Annotated in this window: 17 protein-coding genes; 16 read left to right on the top strand and 1 reads right to left on the bottom strand. The window is 68.0% G+C overall.

Translation table 11 applies throughout. The features are described from left to right. The first annotated feature begins 144 nt into the window (after window positions 1–144). On the top strand, window positions 145–2,736 hold the full coding sequence (clpB, locus tag AAIL17_RS13245; RefSeq protein WP_424683321.1) for an ATP-dependent chaperone ClpB: 2,592 nt from the start codon (window positions 145–147) through the stop codon (window positions 2,734–2,736). A 58-nt stretch (window positions 2,737–2,794) separates the two neighbouring features. Here the strand turns inward: clpB and AAIL17_RS13250 are convergent, their stop codons facing one another. Further along, on the bottom strand, window positions 2,795–5,218 hold the full coding sequence (locus tag AAIL17_RS13250) for a TonB-dependent receptor plug domain-containing protein (RefSeq protein WP_424683322.1): 2,424 nt from the start codon (window positions 5,216–5,218) through the stop codon (window positions 2,795–2,797). Between the two features lie 241 nt (window positions 5,219–5,459). Between AAIL17_RS13250 and AAIL17_RS13255 the strand changes: the two genes are divergently transcribed. The 15 genes from AAIL17_RS13255 to ybgF all read left to right on the top strand — a co-directional run bounded on the left by AAIL17_RS13255 (window position 5,460) and on the right by ybgF (window position 19,125). Further along, a complete protein-coding gene (locus tag AAIL17_RS13255; RefSeq protein ID WP_424683323.1) occupies window positions 5,460–5,756 on the top strand; it encodes an FmdB family zinc ribbon protein in 297 nt (98 codons plus the stop codon). 201 nt (window positions 5,757–5,957) lie between these two features. After that, complete coding sequence (gene aspS / locus AAIL17_RS13260) at window positions 5,958–7,742, top strand: aspartate--tRNA ligase (RefSeq protein ID WP_424683324.1); 1,785 nt, start codon at window positions 5,958–5,960, stop codon at window positions 7,740–7,742. A gap of 117 nt (window positions 7,743–7,859) precedes the next feature. After that, window positions 7,860–8,507, top strand: coding sequence for an esterase/lipase family protein (locus AAIL17_RS13265; RefSeq protein WP_424683325.1), 648 nt, complete (start codon window positions 7,860–7,862; stop codon window positions 8,505–8,507). Window positions 8,508–8,567: 60 nt separating this feature from the next. Continuing rightward, window positions 8,568–9,290 carry a YebC/PmpR family DNA-binding transcriptional regulator gene (locus AAIL17_RS13270; RefSeq protein WP_424683326.1) on the top strand — a complete coding sequence of 241 codons (723 nt, stop codon included), beginning with the start codon at window positions 8,568–8,570 and terminating at the stop codon, window positions 9,288–9,290. A gap of 46 nt (window positions 9,291–9,336) precedes the next feature. Further along, window positions 9,337–9,879 carry a crossover junction endodeoxyribonuclease RuvC gene (gene ruvC / locus AAIL17_RS13275; RefSeq protein ID WP_424683327.1) on the top strand — a complete coding sequence of 181 codons (543 nt, stop codon included), beginning with the start codon at window positions 9,337–9,339 and terminating at the stop codon, window positions 9,877–9,879. After that, complete coding sequence (gene ruvA / locus AAIL17_RS13280; protein ID WP_424683328.1) at window positions 9,876–10,475, top strand: Holliday junction branch migration protein RuvA; 600 nt, start codon at window positions 9,876–9,878, stop codon at window positions 10,473–10,475. The genes ruvC and ruvA overlap by 4 nt, the downstream gene beginning before the upstream one ends. Before the next feature lie 8 nt (window positions 10,476–10,483). After that, the gene (locus AAIL17_RS13285; protein ID WP_424683329.1) at window positions 10,484–12,394 is read left to right on the top strand and encodes a potassium transporter Kup; all 1,911 of its coding nucleotides are present in this window, start codon (window positions 10,484–10,486) and stop codon (window positions 12,392–12,394) included. Between the two features lie 105 nt (window positions 12,395–12,499). Further along, window positions 12,500–13,546: a Holliday junction branch migration DNA helicase RuvB gene (ruvB, locus tag AAIL17_RS13290; protein WP_424683330.1), complete on the top strand. Its 1,047-nt coding sequence runs from the start codon at window positions 12,500–12,502 to the stop codon at window positions 13,544–13,546. An 82-nt stretch (window positions 13,547–13,628) separates the two neighbouring features. Then, on the top strand, window positions 13,629–14,039 hold the full coding sequence (gene ybgC / locus AAIL17_RS13295; protein ID WP_424683354.1) for a tol-pal system-associated acyl-CoA thioesterase: 411 nt from the start codon (window positions 13,629–13,631) through the stop codon (window positions 14,037–14,039). Between the two features lie 46 nt (window positions 14,040–14,085). Next, entirely contained in the window at window positions 14,086–14,772 is a 687-nt protein-coding gene (tolQ, locus tag AAIL17_RS13300) for a protein TolQ (protein ID WP_424683331.1), read from the top strand. 17 nt (window positions 14,773–14,789) lie between these two features. Continuing rightward, window positions 14,790–15,239, top strand: a complete 450-nt coding sequence (tolR, locus tag AAIL17_RS13305) for a protein TolR (protein ID WP_424683355.1) — start codon at window positions 14,790–14,792, stop codon at window positions 15,237–15,239. Beyond that, window positions 15,226–16,167 (top strand): cell envelope integrity protein TolA, encoded by a 942-nt coding sequence (tolA, locus tag AAIL17_RS13310; protein WP_424683332.1) that lies wholly within the window; start codon window positions 15,226–15,228, stop codon window positions 16,165–16,167. The genes tolR and tolA overlap by 14 nt, the downstream gene beginning before the upstream one ends. A 7-nt stretch (window positions 16,168–16,174) precedes the next feature. Then, entirely contained in the window at window positions 16,175–17,491 is a 1,317-nt protein-coding gene (tolB, locus tag AAIL17_RS13315; RefSeq protein WP_424683333.1) for a Tol-Pal system beta propeller repeat protein TolB, read from the top strand. Window positions 17,492–17,752: 261 nt separating this feature from the next. Beyond that, the gene (pal, locus tag AAIL17_RS13320; protein WP_091339827.1) at window positions 17,753–18,259 is read left to right on the top strand and encodes a peptidoglycan-associated lipoprotein Pal; all 507 of its coding nucleotides are present in this window, start codon (window positions 17,753–17,755) and stop codon (window positions 18,257–18,259) included. Next, window positions 18,259–19,125, top strand: a complete 867-nt coding sequence (gene ybgF / locus AAIL17_RS13325) for a tol-pal system protein YbgF (RefSeq protein WP_424683334.1) — start codon at window positions 18,259–18,261, stop codon at window positions 19,123–19,125. Before pal ends, ybgF begins: the two co-directional genes overlap by 1 nt. The last annotated feature ends 8 nt before the right edge of the window (window positions 19,126–19,133 follow it).

Raw genomic sequence — 19,133 nt, forward strand, 5'->3', positions numbered from 1 at the left:
TCCCTGCAAACCGAGCCGAAAATGATACGGGTCAAGTACCGGCCCCGAACAGCCGGCAACCATTGTCTTGAAGGCTGCTGAGACGCCCCTATTTCCTTCGCATTGCGGCGGGGGCCGCCCACGATTCCCGAGGAAATCCCGATCATGCGGATGGACAAACTCACTTCGCGTTTCCAGCAGGCGCTGGCCGACGCGCAGTCGCTGGCCGTGGGCCGCGACAACAACATCCTGGAGCCGGCGCACGTGATGGCGGCGCTGCTGGACCAGCAGGGCGGCTCGACCGCGCCGCTCCTGACCCAGGCGCACGTCAACGTGCCGGCATTGCGCGAACGCGTCGGCGAGATCCTGGGCCGCCTGCCGCAGGTGCGCGGGCAGGAGGGCAACATCAGCGTCGGCAACGACCTGACCCGCCTGCTCAACCTCACCGACAAGCTGGCGCAGCAGCGCGGCGACCAGTTCATCGCCAGCGAGCTGTTCGTGCTGGCTGCGCTGGAGGACAAGGGTGAAATCGGCGCGGCACTGAAGGCCGCCGGCGCCACCAGGGCCAACCTCGAGGCTGCGATCGAAAAAGTGCGCGGTGGCGAGAAGGTGCAGAGCGAGAACGCCGAGGACCAGCGCCAGGCGCTGGAAAAGTACTGCGTCGACCTGACCTCGCGCGCCGAGAGCGGCAAGCTCGACCCGGTGATCGGCCGCGACGAGGAGATCCGCCGCACGATCCAGGTGTTGCAGCGGCGCACCAAGAACAACCCGGTGCTGATCGGCGAACCCGGCGTGGGCAAGACCGCCATCGTCGAGGGCCTGGCCCAGCGCATCGTCAAGGGCGAAGTGCCCGAGGGCCTGCGCGACCGCCGCGTGCTCGCGCTGGACATGGGTGCGCTGATCGCCGGCGCCAAGTTCCGCGGCGAGTTCGAGGAACGCCTGAAGGCCGTGCTCAACGACCTGGCCAAGCAGGAAGGCCGGGTGATCCTGTTCATCGACGAGCTGCACACCATGGTCGGCGCCGGCAAGGCCGAGGGCGCTATGGACGCGGGCAACATGCTCAAGCCGGCGCTGGCGCGCGGCGAGCTGCACTGCATCGGCGCCACCACGCTGGACGAGTACCGCAAGTACATCGAGAAGGACGCCGCGCTGGAGCGCCGCTTCCAGAAGGTATTTGTCGGCGAGCCGAGCGTGGAGGACACCATCGCCATCCTGCGCGGCCTGAAGGAGCGCTACGCCGTGCATCACGGCGTGGAGATCACCGATCCGGCGATCGTCGCCGCGGCGACGCTATCCAACCGCTACATCACCGATCGCCAACTGCCCGACAAGGCGATCGACCTGATGGACGAGGCAGCCTCGCGCATCCGCATGGAGATCGATTCCAAGCCGGAGGAGCTCGACCGCCTTGAGCGTCGCCTCACGCAACTGAAGATCCAGCGCGAAATGCTCAAGAAGGAGACCGACGAGGCCTCCAAGAAACGCCTGGCGGATCTCGAAAGCGACATCGAGAAGCTCGAGCGCGAGTTCTCCGACTTGAACGAAGTGTGGAAGTCGGAGAAGGCCGCGCTGCAGGGCGCGACCAAGATCAAGGAGCAGATCGAGGCCGCGCGGCTGGAGCTGGAATCGGCCCAGCGCCGGCAGGACTACGCCAAGATGAGCGAGATCCAGTACGGCCGCCTGCCGGAACTGGAGAAGCAACTCGCCGCCGCGCAGGCGGCCGAAAAGCAGGAATTCAAGCTGGTGCAGGACCGCGTCACCGACGAGGAGATCGCGGAGGTCGTCTCGCGCTGGACCGGCATTCCCGTGTCCAAGATGCTCGAAGGCGAGCGCGAGAAGCTGCTGCACATGGAAGCGGCGCTGCACAAGCGCGTGGTCGGCCAGGACGAGGCCGTCCGCGCCGTCTCCGACGCGATCCGCCGTGCCCGCGCGGGCCTGTCGGACCCGAACCGTCCGTATGGCTCGTTCCTGTTCTTAGGTCCCACCGGCGTGGGCAAGACGGAGCTGTGCAAGGCGCTGGCCGAATTCCTGTTCGACACGCAGGAAGCGATGGTGCGCATCGACATGAGCGAGTTCATGGAGAAGCACTCGGTCGCCCGCCTGATCGGCGCGCCCCCGGGCTACGTCGGCTACGAGGAAGGCGGCTATCTCACCGAGGCGGTACGCCGCCGGCCCTACGCGGTGATCCTGCTGGATGAGGTGGAGAAGGCGCACCCGGACGTGTTCAACATCCTGCTGCAGGTGCTCGACGATGGCCGCCTGACCGACGGGCAGGGCCGCACGGTGGACTTCCGCAACACCGTCATCGTGATGACCTCCAACCTGGGCTCGCAGATGATCCAGGACGCGGCCGACGCGGGCGGCGATGCGGAGGAGCAGTACACCAAGATGAAGGCCGCGGTGATGGGCGTGGTGCAGGCGCACTTCCGGCCCGAGTTCATCAACCGCCTGGACGAGCTGGTGGTGTTCCGGCCGCTGGAGAAGAACCAGATCCGCGCCATTGCGAAGATCCAGCTGGCCTACCTGGAGAAGCGCCTGGCCGAGCGCGACCTCAAGCTCGACATCGGCGACAACGCGCTGGCGCTGCTGGGCAACGTGGGCTTCGACCCGGTCTATGGCGCGCGGCCGCTCAAGCGGGCGATTCAGCAGCAGCTGGAGAACCCGCTGGCGAGGGAGATCCTCGAGGGCCGCTTCGCGCCTGGCACCACGATCCATGTGGACGCCGAGGGCGGGCACTTGACCTTCCGAGCCGCCTGACGCCGCTTGGCTCCCTCTCCCCGGAGGGGAGAGGGAGCAGATTCGAGGTAAGTGGGAACTACCAGCTGTAGCGGATTTTCCCGTACACGTACGCACCATTGAACCCGAACGGCGAGAACACGCTGTACGGCATGGCACCGTTGTTGTCGCTCGCCTGGATCACCCGGTCGGGATAGGTGTCGAACACGTTGTCCGCGCCCACCGTGAACATCCAGCGGTCCAGCGAGTAGTTCAGCGCCAGGTCGAACAGCCATTTCGAATCGAACACCTGGTCCAGCGTCGGGTCGGTCGAGTTGTACGAGGTGAAGCTGCCGTAGCGGGTCAGCGTGCTGTCCAGGCTCCAGCGGCCGCTGGTGTAGAGCCAGTTGAAGATCAGCTTGCTGCGTGGCGTGGTGTCGGCCAGCAGGCCGAACTGGTCGCGCCGGTCGATGCGCTTGAAGCTGACGCCCAGGGCATCGAGCACCGCCGGGTTGGGCCGCACGTCGGTTACTTCGTTCTTGTTGTAGTTGTAGCTGATGGTGGTGTGCAGCGAGGCGCCGTCGCCGACGTCGAACAGGTAGCTTGCGACCAGGTCGATGCCGCGCGTGCGCGTGTCCACCGCATTGGTGAAATAGGAGATGCCGCTGAAGTTGGTGTTGGTGATGCCGTTGGCGGTGAGGTAGTCGCGCACCGCCGGTGAGGTGGTGGAGATCGTGCTGGACAGGGTGATGCGGTCGCGGATCTTGATCTGGTAGATGTCCGCGCTGAGGTCGAGGCCGTCGGCCGGACTCCACACCGCGCCGAAGGTAAGGTTGCGCGACTTCTCCGGCTTCAGCGGCTCGCCGCCCAGCAGCATGGCGATGCCGCTGGTCGAGGACACCAGTCCGGTGTTGTAGATACCCGCGGGCAGGCCGAGCGAGTTGCCCGCGCCGAAGTACAGCGAGGACGTGTACGAATAGAACTGCTGCGCCAGCGACGGCGCGCGGAAGCCGGTCGAGGCGCTGCCGCGCAGGGCGAAGCGGTCGGTGAAGTCGAAGCGCCCGGCCAGTGCGCCGGAGGTGGTGGTGCCGAAGTCCGAGTAGTCCTCGTGGCGCACCGCCAGCGAACCGCCGAGGCGGTCGGTCAGGTTGGTTTCCAGGCTCAGGTACTCGGCCACGTCGTGCCGGCTGTGCGAGCCGGCGTTGACCGGCTGGTAACCGCCGAAGCCCTGCGCGCCGCCGGAGAAGCCGGAGGTGCCGGTGTAGTAGGAAGGCAGGTCGCCGGCCCGGATCTGGTAGCTCTGGCGCAGGTATTCGGCGCCGAAGGCGAGCGTCACGTCATTGGGCAGCCAGCCGACCGACAGGTCCTTGGCGATGTCCAAGTCGAGCGACTGCTGCGCGGCGTCAAGGATGCCGTCGTGGAAACGCGTCGGAGTGCTGCCGAAGTCCTCGAGGTACGCCCGGTTGAGCGTGTTGAAGGTCGCGTACGAAACCCGGTTGCCGCCGTAGTTGCCGGAAACGTCCCAGCGCCAGCCGCCGGCGGTCTTGCCGCGGATGCCGGCCACCAGCGAGCGGTCGGTGGCGTCGGCGTTCTCCAGCGGCAGGTAGCCGTTGGGGTAGAGCGACGGCACCGCGTTGGCGTTGTCCAGGTTGCGGAAGAACGCCGGAGACACCGAGTTGCGCTTGCCGTAGTGGCCGAAGGCGTAGAGCTGCGCGCCGCCCAGGTCGTACTGCGCATTGAGCATCAGGTTGCGGTCGGTGACTTCCGGATCGCCGTAGCGCTGGGTCACGCCCTCCTGCGGGCGCGTGCGGTTGGGGCCGGCGCGGTTGGTGTAGTCCTGGTGGCCGGCCTGTGCGGTGAAGCGGATCCAGCCGGCGTCGGACAGCGGAATGCCTGCATTGGCCGAGCCCTGCCACTTGCGCCCGTCGCCAGCGGAGTACTCGCCGCCCGAGAGCGCCACATCGCCGCCCTCGGCGCCCTTCTTCAGCACGATGTTGATCACGCCCGCGATGGCGTCGGAGCCGTACTGCGCCGAGGCGCCGTCGCGCAGCACCTCGATGTGGTCGATGGCGTCGATCGGGATGGTGTTGAGGTCGACCGCCTGCGAGCCGCGGCCGAGCACGCCGTTGGTCAGGATGATCGCGCCCGGGTGCCAGCGCTTGCCGTCGACCAGCACCAGCACCTGGTCCGGCGATAGGCCGCGCAGCTGCGCGGGACGCTGCGAGTCGGCGGTGTCGGCGGCCGAGGGGCGCGGGAAGGTCAGCGAGGGAATCACCCGCGCCAACGCGGTGGAAAGTTCGGTGGTGCCGGTCTGCTTGAGCAACTGGGCCGAGACCACGTCGACCGGGGTGAGCGAGCTGCTTTCGGTGCGGTTGTCGGCGCGCGTGCCGGTGACGATCACGGTGCCGAGGTTCTTGGCTTTCTGTGCGGCGGCGCTCGTGTCCTGTGCGTGCGCGGCGGAGCAGGCGAGCAGCAACGCGGCCGGGAGCAGCGCGAGACGGGGGAGCGGGCGGGGATGCTTCACGGGGAACTCCTGTAACGGTGCGGGGCGATGCACGGCCGATGGAGCGCATCGGGGGCGACGGACGTTTCGACGTCCACTGGGGCGCGCGCAGGCGTGGTGTCGCGTGAAGTCCATGCGCGCCATCGGGCAGGCTACTCCCGGCGCCAGGCCGCGCCAAGGCGCGCGCCATTGAAATCGCGACAGACGACTCGATAATGCGCACCAGCTGTTCACGGGGCGGCCTGCCCGGAGTTTTCGTTCCATGCCCATCTACGAATTCGAGTGTGCCCAGTGCGGGCATCGTTTCGATCGACTGCAGAAGTTGTCCGACCCGGACCCGTCGGCGTGTCCTTCCTGCGCCGCGCCGCGCGTGCAGCGCAAGCTGAGCGCCCCGTCGTTCCGCCTGGCCGGCAACGGCTGGTACGAGACCGACTTCAAGAAGGACGGCGACAAGAAGCGCAACCTGGCGGGGGATGGCGAGGCGAAGGCGGCCAGTCCCGCCCCCGCGCCGGCGCCTGCACCGGCGAGCGAGAGCAAGCCCGCCGCCAGCGGCGACTGAACACGGCTGCCCAGTCGCGCCTGCGCAACGGCGTCGGCGCGCGCGGTGGAGGGGTCTCCGGCAACCGTCCGCCCCGGGCAAGGGCCACACGCCGCGTGGATGCCCACGGCCGGGTGGATGAAGGCTCATCGCGCAACGGCGGATGCTAAAATCGCCGATTCGCACGCCCCATCGGCACCACGCCCCGGAGTTTCCCTTCCTATGCGCACGCACTACTGCGGCCTCATCGACGAGTCGCTGGTCGGCCAGACCGTCACCCTGTGCGGCTGGATCAACACGATCCGCCTGCAGAGCCACGTCGCCTTCATCGACCTGCGCGACCACGAGGGTCTCGCCCAGGTGGTGGTCGAGCGCGAGAACGCGGGCGCCTTCGCGGTGGCGGGCGAGGTCGGCAACGAGTATTGCCTGAAGGTCACCGGCACGATCCGCCGGCGCCTGTCGGTCAACGACAAGCTGAAGACCGGCACGGTGGAGCTGCTGGCCGACACGGTCGAGGTGCTCAACGCGGCGAAGGACCTGCCTTTCGCGCTGCACGAGAACCCCAACGAGGACCTGCGGATGACCTACCGCTACCTCGACCTGCGCCGCCCGGAGATGCAGACGATGATGCGCCGGCGCATCAGGCTGGTGCAGGCGCTGCGCCGCTACCTCGACGCGCGCGGCTTCCAGGACATCGAGACGCCGATCCTGACCAAGGCCACGCCCGAGGGCGCGCGCGACTACCTGGTGCCCAGCCGCGTGCATCCGGGCCAGTTCTACGCGTTGCCGCAGTCGCCGCAGCTGTTCAAGCAGATTCTGATGATGGCGGGCTTCGACCGCTACTACCAGATCGCCCGCTGTTTCCGCGACGAGGACCTGCGCGCCGACCGCCAGCCGGAATTCACCCAGCTCGACCTCGAATTCGCCTTCGTCGAAGAGCAGGACGTGCAGGATTTCGTCGAAGGGCTGATCCGCCACGTTTTCAAGGAAGTGGTGGACGTCGAGCTGGACGCCACGTTTCCGCGCATGACCTACGCCGAGGCGATGCGCCGTTTCGGTTCGGACAAGCCCGACCTGCGCATCGCGCTGGAGCTGGTGGACGTGGCCGAGGCGCTGAAGGGCGTGGAGTTCAAGGTGTTCGCCGAGCCGGCCAACGATCCGGCCAGCCGCGTGGCGGCGCTGCGCGTGCCGGGCGGTGCCGCGCTCTCGCGCAAGGACATCGACGGCCTGACCGAATACGTCGCCCGGTACGGCGCCAAGGGATTGGCCTGGATCAAGGTCGAGGATCGCGCCAAGGGTCGTGAGGGCGTGAGCTCGCCGGTCGCGAAGTTCCTGGACGACGCGGCGCTGGAAGCCGTGCTGTCCGCATCCGGCGCGCAGACCGGCGACATCATCTTCGTCGGTGCGGGCAAGTGGAAGCCGGTCACCGACTTCATGGGCGCGCTGCGCCTGAAGGTCGGCAAGGAACGCGGCCTGGTCGAGGCGGGCTGGAAGCCGCTGTGGGTCACCGACTTTCCGATGTTCGAGTACGACGACGAGGAACAGCGCTACGTCGCCCTGCATCATCCGTTCACCGCGCCGAAGGTCGACGACATCGCCGACCTCAAGGCCAACGCCGCCACGGCGGTCAGCCGCGGCTACGACATGGTGCTCAACGGCAACGAGATCGGCGGCGGCTCGATCCGTATCCATCGCCCGGACATGCAGAGCGCGGTGTTCGAGCTGCTCGGCATCGGCGCGGAGGAGGCCGAGGCCAAGTTCGGCTTCCTGCTCAAGGCGCTGAAGTTCGGTGCGCCGCCGCACGGCGGCCTGGCCTTCGGCATCGACCGCATCGCCGCGCTGATGGCCGGCACCGAATCGATCCGCGACGTGATCGCCTTCCCCAAGACCACCAGCGCGCAGGACCTGATGACCGACGCGCCTTCGCCGGTGGCCGAGGCGCAGTTGAAGGAGCTGCATGTGGCTGTGAGAGGCGGGGAACGGGGAACGGGGGACGGGGAACGGTAAGCTCCTCCGCTCCTCCACCCGCGCGCGTCCAGGAAGCCTGGCTGGGGCCGGGCCCAAAAGCTTGCAGTGAACATCCCGTTCCCTGTTCCCGTTCCCTGTTCCCGGCAGCTCAGACCCATGCCCGACCAGATCATCCTGCTGCACGGCCTGTGGATGCGCGGCTTCGCGCTCGGCCTGCTGCACAAGCGGATGGCCGACGCCGGCTTCGCGGTCGACCGCTTCGACTACATGAGCGTGGTGTCCTCGCAGGAGCGCATCGTCGAGCGCCTGCACCGGCGCATGCAGCGCTTCGCGCCCGGCCCGGTGCACCTGGTTGGCCACAGCCTGGGCGGCCTGCTTGCGCTGCAGGCCTGCCGCGAGGCGGCCGAGCTGCCGCCGGGACGGATCGTCTGCCTCGGCTCGCCGGTCAAGGGCAGTGCCGCCGCGCGCGGCTTCGCCGGATTCGGCCAGGGCGGCGAGGCGTTGCTGGGGCACAACCGCGAGCTGCTGGAGAACGGCATGGAGCGCTGGGAGGGCGCGCGCGAGGCCGGCATGATCGCCGGCCGCGTGCCGATCGGCCTGGGCGCCATGCTGACGCACATGGAAGGGGAGCACGACGGCACCGTGGCCGTCGCCGAGACGCAGCTCCCCGGGCTGGCGGACCATTGCGTGGTCGAGACCAGCCATACCGGCCTGTTGCTGTCGGCCGACGCGGCCCGCCAGGCGGTGCATTTCCTCCGCCACGGCCGTTTCGCCCCCGCCCTGGACGAGCCCCTGCAGGAATGAGTGGTTTGCGCGCCGGTTGGAGTAAAATCGGCCGCTTGTCCATTGTTCAGGTTTTCCCCCATGGGTAGAGGCCCGTCCATCGAAGGCCGCAAGAACGCCGAAGACGCCAAGCGCGCCAAGGTGTTCACCAAGCTGATCCGCGAAATCACCGTTGCCACCCGCGCCGGCGTCGCCGACCCGGCCGCCAATCCGCGCCTGCGCGCGGCGGTGGACAAGGCGCTGTCGGCCAACATGACCAAGGACACCATCGAGCGCGCGATCAAGCGCGGCTCGGGCGCCGAAGGCGCCGGCGAGGAGCTGCGCTACGAGGGCTACGGCCCGGGCGGCGTGGCGATGATCATCGACTGCTTCACCGACAACCCGACCCGCACGGTCGCCGACGTGCGCCACGCGCTGACCAAGCACGGCGGCAACCTGGGCACCTCCGGCTCCGTGGCGTTCCAGTTCACCCGCTGCGGCGAGCTCACCTTCGCCACCGGCGGCGACGAAGCAGCCGAGGAGAAGGTGCTGGAGGCGGCGCTGGAGGCCGGCGCCGACGACGTGGTCAACGAGAACGGCGAGAGCACCGTGATCTGCGCGCCGGAGAACTTCGAGGCGGTACAGCAGGCGCTGGCCGGGGCCGGCTTGGAGTCGCTGCACGCCGGCGTGGGCATGCGCGCGAACAACCGCGTGGCCGTGCCCGACGACGTGCTCGAGCCACTCACCGACCTGCTCGAACGCCTCGATGCGCTGGACGACGTGAGCGAGGTCTATCACAACGCCCTGCTGCCGGCCGATGGCTGACGACCGGGCCGGTGATGCGTAGTACGCCGCCGCAGTCGTGTCCGGCATGACCACCCGGCCAGAAGCATCCGCCTGCCGCATCCTCGGCATCGATCCCGGCAGCCAGCGCACCGGCTTCGGGATCATCGACGTCGACGCGGCGGGCAAGCTCACGCACGTGCACCACGGCGCGCTGGCGGTGGCGGGCGAGGACACCTTCCCGCTGCGCCTGAAACGCATCTTTGACGAGCTGGCGGCCATCATCGAGGTCCACCGGCCGGCCGAATGCGGCATCGAGCGGGTGTTCATGGCGCGCAACCCGGATTCGGCGCTGAAGCTCGGCCAGGCGCGCGGCGCGGCGATCTGCGCCGTGGCCGCCAAGGGCCTGGCGGTGCACGAATACGCGCCCACCGAAATCAAGCAGGCCGTGGTCGGCAGCGGCCGCGGCGACAAGGCGCAGGTACAGCACATGGTGGGATTCCTGCTCGGCCTGAAGGGCCCGTTGCAGCCGGACGCGGCCGACGCGCTGGCGATCGCGGTGACCCATGCGCACACGCGCGCGAGCCTCGCGCGCGTGGGCATTCCCCGCACGGCCTGGAGACGGCGATGATCGGACGACTGCGCGGCATCCTGGTGTCCAAGCAGCCGCCCTGGCTGCTGGTGGACGTCGGCGGCGTCGGCTACGAGCTGGAAGCGCCGATGTCGACCATCTACGACCTGCCGCAGACCGGCAAGGAAGTCACCCTGCTCACCCATCACGCGGTGAAGGAGGACAGCGTCGCGCTGTACGGCTTCCTGCGCGAGGACGAGCGCGCGCTGTTCCGCAACCTGCAGAAGGTGTCCGGCATCGGCGCGAAGATCGCGCTGGCGGTGCTCTCGGGCGTCTCCACCGCCGACTTCGCGCGGCTGGTGCAGGCCGGAGACGTGGTCGCGCTGACCAAGATCCCGGGCATCGGCAAGAAGACCGCCGAGCGCATGGTGGTCGAACTGCGCGACCGGGTCGAGGGCCTGGGCGCTGCACTGCCGGGGCTCGGCGGCAAGGGCGCAGGCGCGCCGCTGGATCCGGCCGGCGAAGCCACCGTCGCCCTGCAGCAACTGGGCTACAAGCCGGCCGAAGTCACCCGGCTGGTACAGAAGGTCGCCGCCGAGGGCGACGATGCCGAAACCATCATCCGCAAGGCGCTGCGCGCCGCGCTGGGTGCGTGAGCACACAGATGAACGACGCAACCCGTAACGCGCCGACCGAGGCCGCCGAGCAACTGCACGGCACCAAGCGCGCGCTGATCCTGGGCGCCATTGGCGTGGTGTTCGGCGATATCGGCACCAGCCCGCTGTACACGATGGCCGAAGTGTTCCGGCCCGAGTACGGCCTGCATCCCCAGGAAAGCACCGTGCTCGGCGTGCTTTCACTGGTCACCTGGGCGCTGGTGAGCGTGGTGGCGATCAAGTACGTCACTCTCATGATGCGTGCTGACAACAGAGGCGAGGGCGGCATCATGGCGTTGATGACGCTGGCCCAGCGCGGGGTCGGCAGCTCGCCGTTGGCTCGCCGAGTGATCGTGCTCATGGCATTGCTGGGTGCGGCGCTGTTCTTCGGCGACGGCGTGATTACGCCGTCGATGACGGTGCTATCAGCGGTCGAGGGCCTGGAAGTGATGGCGCCGGGTTTGGAACATTGGGTGGTGCCGCTCGCGGTGCTGGTGCTGTTGTTCCTGTTCTGGCTGCAGAAGCACGGCACGGCAAAGGTGGGTGCCCTGTTCGGACCGGTGATGGCGATCTGGTTCCTTGCGCTGGCGGCGATCGGCGTATGGAACCTCATCCAGGCCCCCGAAGTGCTCAAGGCACTCTCGCCCTGGTACGCGGTGCGCTTCTTCGCATCCCATGGCGTGATCTCGTTCGTCGCACTGGGCGCCGTGGTGTTGTGCGTGACCGGCGCCGAGGCGCTGTACACCGACATGGGCCATTTCGGCCGGTTCCCGATCCGCGCGGCGTGGTTTTTCTTCGTGATGCCATCGCTGCTGCTCAACTACTACGGCCAGGGCGCATTGCTGCTGCACGATCCGAAGGCCGCAGCCAATCCGTTCTTCCACGCGGTGCCGGACTGGGCCGGCTACCCGATGATCGTGCTGGCCACCGCGGCCGCGGTGATCGCCTCGCAGGCGGTGATCTCCGGGGCGTTCTCGGTGACCCGCCAGGCGATCCAGCTCGGCTTCGTGCCGCGCATGCAGGTGGTGCATACCTCGCGCGAGGCGATCGGCCACATCTTCCTGCCGTGGGTGAACCGCGCGCTGATGGTGATGGTGATCCTGACCGTGGTCGGCTTCGGCTCGTCCAAGGCGCTGGGCGGCGCCTACGGCATCGCGGTGACCGGCACCATGGCGATCGACACGCTGCTGGTGATGCTGGTGGCGTGGCGCCGCTGGAACTGGAGCCTGGCGGCGGTGATTCCGCTGACCATCGGCTTGCTGTGCGTGGACCTGTCCTTCTTCGGCGCCAATACGCTGAAGATCCCCGACGGCGGCTGGTTCCCGCTGGTGCTGGGCCTGTTCCTGTTCACCGTGATGACCACCTGGCGGCGCGGCCGCGAACTGGTGGTGCGCGAGATCAAGCAGGGCGGGCTGGCGCTGGCGCCGTTCATCGAGAACATGGCCGAGCACCCGCCGCTGCGCGTGCCAGGCACGGCGGTGTTCCTCACCGCCAACCAGTACGCGGTGCCGCACGCCCTCCTGCACAACCTCAAGCACAACAAGGTGCTGCACGAGCGCAACGTGATGCTCACCGTGCAGATCCTGGAGACGCCGGTGGCCGAGGCCGACGAGCGCATCGAGATCACCCCGATGGACGGCGGCTTCTACGGGCTGGAGCTGCGCTTCGGCTTCGCGGAGGATCCCAATATCCCGCAGGCGCTGTCGATGTGCGGCCGCGAAGGGCTCACCTTCGACCTGATGGACACCACCTTCTTCCTCTCGCGCGAGACCATCGTCGCCGACGTGCGCCGCCCCGGCATGGCGCTCTGGCGCGACAAGCTGTTCGCCTTCCTGGCGCGCAACGCGCTGCCGGCCACGGCGTTCTTCCAGATCCCGGGCAACCGGCTGATCGAACTCGGCGCGCAGGTGGAGATCTAGCGGGAAGGCGTAGGGTGGGCTTCAGCCCACCGCCGGTTTCCCGCGGGTGCATGGTGGGCTGAAGCCCACCCTACGAGGCCCTTGCCGGCCTGCCATAATGCCCGCATGACCGAAGCGCGCATCATCACCCCCGCCGCCCAGCTCGACGACGAGGCGCTGGAAGCCTCGATCCGCCCGCAGCGCCTGGCCGAATACCTGGGTCAGCAGGCGGTGCGCGAGCAGTTGTCGATCTACATCGAGGCGGCCCGCAAGCGTGGCGGGGCGCTCGACCACGTGTTGATCTTCGGGCCGCCGGGGCTGGGCAAGACCACGCTCTCGCACGTGATCGCCAACGAACTGGGCGTCAATATCCGCTCGACCTCCGGCCCGGTGCTGGAGCGCGCCGGCGACCTGGCCGCGCTGCTGACCAATCTCGAGAAGAACGACGTGCTGTTCGTCGACGAGATCCACCGCCTCTCGCCGGTGGTCGAGGAGGTGCTCTATCCGGCGATGGAGGACTTCCAGATCGACATCATGATCGGCGAGGGTCCGGCCGCGCGCTCGATCAAGCTGGACCTGCCGCCGTTCACGCTGATCGGCGCGACCACGCGCGCCGGCCTGCTCACGGCCCCCCTGCGCGACCGCTTCGGCATCGTGCAGCGGCTGGAGTTCTATTCGCCCGACGAACTGACTGCGATCGTGCGCCGTTCGGCGCGCATCCTGGGCATCGACTGCGAAGTGGAGGGCGCGCAGGAGATCGCCCGCCGCTCGCGCGGCACCCCGCGCATCGCCAACCGCCTGCTGCGCCGCGTGCGCGACTACGCCGAGGTGCGCGCGGGCGGCAGGATCACGCTGGCCGCGGCGCAGGCGGCGATGGGCATGCTCAAGGTCGACGCCGAAGGCTTCGACGAGCTGGACCGGCGCATGCTCGCCACCATCATCGAGAACTTCGACGGCGGCCCGGTCGGCGTCGAGTCGCTGGCCGCCGCGTTGTCCGAGGACCGCGGCACGCTGGAGGACGTGGTCGAACCGTACCTGATCCAGCAGGGCTTCCTGATCCGCACCGCGCGCGGGCGCATGGCCAGCGCCAAGGCCTGGCGGCACCTGGGCCGCAATCCGCCGCCGCGGCAGGCGATGATGGGCGACATGTTCGACGGCGACGCCGGCCTTTGATTTCGACTTCCGTCCGCCCTGCATGCAGGACGTCGAATTTCGCTCCCCTGCCGTCCCATTCACCCGTTCGAGCGCCATGAACATGCTTCAAGCCGCCCCCTTCACCTGGCCTGTCCGCGTCTACTGGGAAGACACCGACGCCGGCGGCGTGGTCTACCACGCCAGCTACCTGCGCTTCCTGGAACGCGCCCGCAGCGAGTGGCTGCGCGCGCAGGGCGTCGACCAACTGGCGTTCAAGAAGGCCACCGGCCTGGCCTTCATGGTCCGGGCGATGGAGCTGGATTTCCTGCGGCCGGCCCTGCTGGATGATGAATTGTCGGTGACGGTGGCGGTCAAAGCATGGCGTTCAGCCAGTATCCTGTTCGATCAAGCGATCGGCCGGGCGGACGGCACGGAGCTGGTCCGCGCGCAGGTGCGGGTCGCCTGCGTGGACCTCAACCGCATGCGCCCGGCACCGATCCCGGCCGACCTCATCCCCGGCCTCGCCCCCTGAACGCTCGCCCCTTTTTGAAAAGCACGCCCCGGAGAACCCCCAAGCCATGAACGGTGGACTGAACATCATCAAACTGGTCACCGAGGCCAGCCTGCCCGTGCAGCTGGTGATGCTGCTGCTGCTGGTGTTCTCGTTCCTGTCGTGGGTGATCATCTTCCGCAAGTACTCGCAGATGAAGGCGGCGATGGAGAACGCCGAGGCGTTCGAGGAGCGCTTCTGGTCCGGCGGCGACCTGGCCGGCCTGTTCCGCGAGGTGAGCGGCCGCGGCGCCGACAACGGCGGCATGGAGACGATCTTCGAATCGGGCTTCCGCGAATTCGCCCGCCAGCGCCAGCGCAAGACGCATGACATGCGCGTGGTGATGGAAGGCACCGAGCGCGCCATGCGCGTGGCCGGCACGCGCGAGATCGGCGGGCTCGAACGCAACCTGGAATTCCTCGCCAACGTCGGCTCGATCAGCCCGTACATCGGCCTGTTCGGCACCGTGTGGGGCATCATGGGCGCCTTCCAGGGCCTGGGCGAGGTCAAGGACGTCACCATCGCCGCGGTCGCGCCGCACATCTCCGAGGCGCTGATCGCCACCGCGATGGGCCTGTTCGCCGCGATCCCGGCGGTATGGGCGTACAACCGCTACGCCAACAAGGTCGAGCGCGTCGCCTCGCGCTACGAGGTGTTCCAGGAAGAGTTCTCCTCGGTGCTGCAGCGGCAGATCCAGACCGACGAAGCGGTCTGACGGGGGCAGCCATGGCCATGCGAAGCGCCGCGCGCCACAAGCGCATGAAGCTCAAGTCCGAGATCAACGTCGTGCCCTACATCGACGTGATGCTGGTGCTGCTGATCATCTTCATGGTCACCACGCCGATGCTCAATTCCAACGTCGACGTCAACCTGCCGCAGGCCAACGCCAAGTCGCTGCAGGACAAGAAAAACCCGGTGGTCATCTCGGTCGGTGCCGATGGCAGCCTGTACCTGACGCTGGAAGGTGCCAAGAAGGAGCCGGTCGACGCCGCCACCATGCAGGCCAAGGTGGCCGCCTTCGTCCAGGCCAACCCGGACATCAGCGTGCTGGTCGCGGGCGACCGCGAAGGCAAGTACGACGGCGTCTACCAGGTGCTCGCCGAGCTGCAGCAGGCCGGGGTCAGCAAGGTCGGCCTGATGAGCCAGCCGCCGGGTGCGGGCGCGGACAATGCGCGAAAATAAGGGCACCTCCACGGCGGTGCTGCTGTCCGCCGTCCTGCACCTGGGTATCGTCGGCTTCCTTGCGCTGGCGATCGTGCCGTGCTCGTTCTACGAGAGCCTGTTCGCCACGCTGCACCTGCCGGCGGGCTGGAACCCGATCACCTGCGCCAAGCCGCTGGAGCTGCAAGGCCCGGTGATCGAGGCCACGCTGATCGGCCCCACCGGCGCGCCGCCGCCGAAGGCCGTCAAGAACGCCAAGCCGGTGCCGACCATCCCGCCGCCGCCCACGGTGACCCCGCCGGACGTCAAGACGCCGCCGCCGGAGATCAAGACACTGCCGCCGCCGCCGGAGCATCCGGACGTCATCGACCAGGAAAAGGTCGTGGCCGACGCGCTGCAGAAGGCCGAGGACGCGAAGAAGGAGCAGGAAGAGAAACAGCGCCAGCGCCAGGCCGAACTGGACGCCCAGGCGGCCAAGAAGAAGGAAGAGCAGAAAAAGCAGCTGGACGAGCTGTTCGCCAAGATGGACGCGGCCGCCAACGCGCGCCAGAAGGCCGAGAACCGCGCCAAGCAGGCCAAGCAGCAGATGGAAGACCTGAAGGACGCGCAGGACAACGGCCAGGCCGACCTGCCGCGCGCGGCGCAGCGCCAGACCGGCAACAACGCCCAGAACAGCACCTTGGCCGACCAGTATGCAGCGGCCATTCAGAATGCGGTCACGCCCAACTGGTTACGTCCGGATAACATGCCGGATGTTCCTTGTGTCGTGCACATCGTGCAGCTGCCCGGCGGCGACGTGATGAGCGCCAAGGTCGATTCCAGTTGTCCCTACGACGATGCCGGCAAGCGGTCGATCGAGAATGCCGTGTTGCGAACCAAGACCTTGCCCTACAAGGGCTTCGAGAGCGTTTTCCAGCGCGAACTTACGCTTACCTTCCGGCCCCAGTGAGTCATCCATGCGCAAATTGAAAACGCTTTTCGCCTTCGCCGTGCTGTGCCTGGCCGCGCTCGTGGTCGCGCCGGCGGGCGCGCAGTCGCTCAACGTGGACATCGTCGGCGGCCTGAAGACCGCCACGCCGATCGCCGTGGTGCCGTTCGCGCAGAACGGCGGCGCGCCGCTGCCGACCGACGTGGCCGACGTGATCCGCAACGATTTCAACCGCTCGGGCAAGTTCCGCGCGCTGGCCAAGAGCGAGATCGTCGAATCGCCCTCGCGCGGCGCCGACATCAAGTTCGCCACCTGGCGACTGCTCAAGCAGGACTACATCACCGTCGGCCGCATCAGCGACGCCGGCGGTGGCCTGCTGCGCGTCGAGTACGAGCTGTGGGACGTCAACAAGCAGCAAAGCCTGCTGGCCCAGGCGTTCACCGCGCCGGCCGGCGATCTGCGCGGCGTCGCCCACCAGATCGCCGACCAGATCTACGAGAAGATCACCGGTGTGCGTGGCGCGTTCTGGACGCGCATCGCCTACGTCACCGCGGTGGGCCTGGGCAACAACACCACGTATTCGCTGATCGTGGCCGATTCGGACGGCTACAACCCGCAGGTGGTCGCGCGCTCGCGCGAATCGCTGCTGTCGCCGGCCTGGTCGCCGGACGGCAAGAAGATCGCCTACGTCTCCTTCGAGAGCGGCAACTCGCAGGTCTACGTGCAGGACATCACCACCGGTGCGCGCCAACTGGTCGCCGCGCACAAGAAGGGCATCAACGGCGCCCCGGCCTGGTCGCCGGACGGCAGCAAGCTGGCCGTGTCGCTGTCCTACGTGGGCAATCCGGAGATCTTCGTGATCGACATGGCCTCGCGCCACGAGACGCGCCTGACCAACAGCCTGTCGATCGATACCGAGCCGACCTGGTCGGCGGATGGGCAGAGCATCTACTTCACCTCCGACCGTTCCGGCCGGCCGCAGGTCTACCAGATGTCGGCCAGCGGCGGCTCGCCCACCCGCATCAGCTTCGAAGGCCAGAACAACGCCAATGCCGACGTCAGCTACGACGGCAAGCTGATCGCGATGGTGCAGGGCAATGGGAACGTGTATCGTATTGCCATCATGGATCGCAGTCTGGGTGGGCAGGTGCGCTTCATCTCGCCCGGTCCGATTGACGACTCCCCGAGTTTCGCACCGAACGCCAGCATGCTGTTGTACGCGGCCACGGAAGGGCGCCGCGGCGTGCTGTATGCCGTTTCGGCCGATGGCCAGGTCCGCCAGCGCCTCGTGCTGTCCGACGGGGATGTCCGCGAGCCGGCCTGGGGTCCGTACCGGCAGCGTTGAGTTTTATTTTCCGTTGGGACGCGCAAGCGGCCCGGCGGAATGCCCATGGAGCGGGCCGAAACGACGCCTCGGCGTCATTTCGCTTCTGGCGGCCGCCTGGCAAGGGCGTCCAGCCAATCGGTTGCCAGGCGCGACAACAAGCGCCTGGCCCGCGGCAGTACCAAGCTTCACACAACAAGCCGGACCACCGGCGAAACTGTCCCAACACCGCAATCGTCATTGACTGTCGGAACTCAAACCCGTTTTGAAGGAACGTCACCCATGAATAAGACCGCACGCGTCGCCCTGGTCGCCCTGCTGTGCATCGGCGCAGCTGCCTGCTCGAAGAAGCAGGAAGTCAAGCCGCAGCCCCAGCCGGAGCAGCAGCCCGCCACCCAGCCGGCGCCGGAAAGCAACAAGTACACCCCGGCCGACCTCGACACCGACGCCTGCCTGCGCCAGCGCGTCGTGTACTTCGACTTCGACAAGACCGAGATCAAGCCGGAGTTCCAGCAGATCATGGCTTGCCATGCCAAGTACCTGCAGGATCGTCCGGAGTCGCACATCCGCCTGGAAGGCAACACCGACGAGCGCGGCACCCGCGAGTACAACCTGGGCCTCGGCGAGCGCCGCGGCAATGCCGTGTCCGACGCCCTGCAGGCGAACGGCGGCTCGGCCAGCCAGGTCGAAGTGATCTCCTACGGCAAGGAAAAGCCGGTGTGCCGTGAGCACAACGAGGATTGCTGGAGCAAGAACCGTCGCGTCGAGATCGTCTACACGGCGAAGTAATGAAGACCGCACTGGCTAAGCAGTTCAAGGCCAGGCTCGGCATGGCGGGCGCGATCGCGTCCGCCATGCTGTTCGCCGTCCCGGCCTTCGCACAGGATTCCCGGCTGAGCCTCGCCGACCGCGTGACGCGGCTGGAGCAGCAGGCGCAGGCGCAGAACCAGGGCGGCACCAGCCTGGTGAACCAGGTGCAGCAACTGCAGGCGCAGGTGCAGCAACTGCAGGGCCAGGTCGAGGAACTGCAGCACCAGCTGCAGCAGATGCAGGACAAGAACAAGGCGCAGTACATCGACCTCGATTCGCGGCTGGGCCGCCTCGAGGGCAACGGCGCCGGCACGAATTCCCCCGCCGCGGGCGCCAACGCCGCCCCGGCTCCCGCCGGTTCGGCCGCTGCCGCAGCGACCCCGGCCAACCCGGCGCAGGCGTCCACCGCCGCGCCGGCCAGCGGCGGCAGCGCGCCGGCCGCGGCGCCCGACGCCAACGCACAGGCCGCCTATGACGCCGCCTTCCAGGCGCTGCGCGGCGGCGACTATGCGCAGGCTTCGCGCGGCTTCCGCAGCTTCATCCAGCAGTATCCGGCCAACACGCTCACGCCGAACGCCTGGTACTGGTTGGGCGAGTCCTACTACGTCACGATGAACTACCCGGTGGCGCTGGAGGCTTTCCAGCGGCTGCTCTCGCAGTTCCCGCAGAGCGAGAAGGCGCCCGACGCGTTGCTCAAGGTCGGCTACAGCCAGCTCGAGCTCAAGCAGGCCGACGCGGGCAAGGCCACGTTGCAGCAGGTCGCCAGCAAGTATCCCAACTCCCGCGCCGCCAGCCTGGCGCTGGAACGCCTGCGCCGACTGCAACTGCAATCGGCGATCCGCTGAGGCTTGCG

Source organism: Frateuria sp. YIM B11624, from assembly GCF_049727805.1.
GTDB lineage: Bacteria > Pseudomonadota > Gammaproteobacteria > Xanthomonadales > Rhodanobacteraceae > Frateuria_A.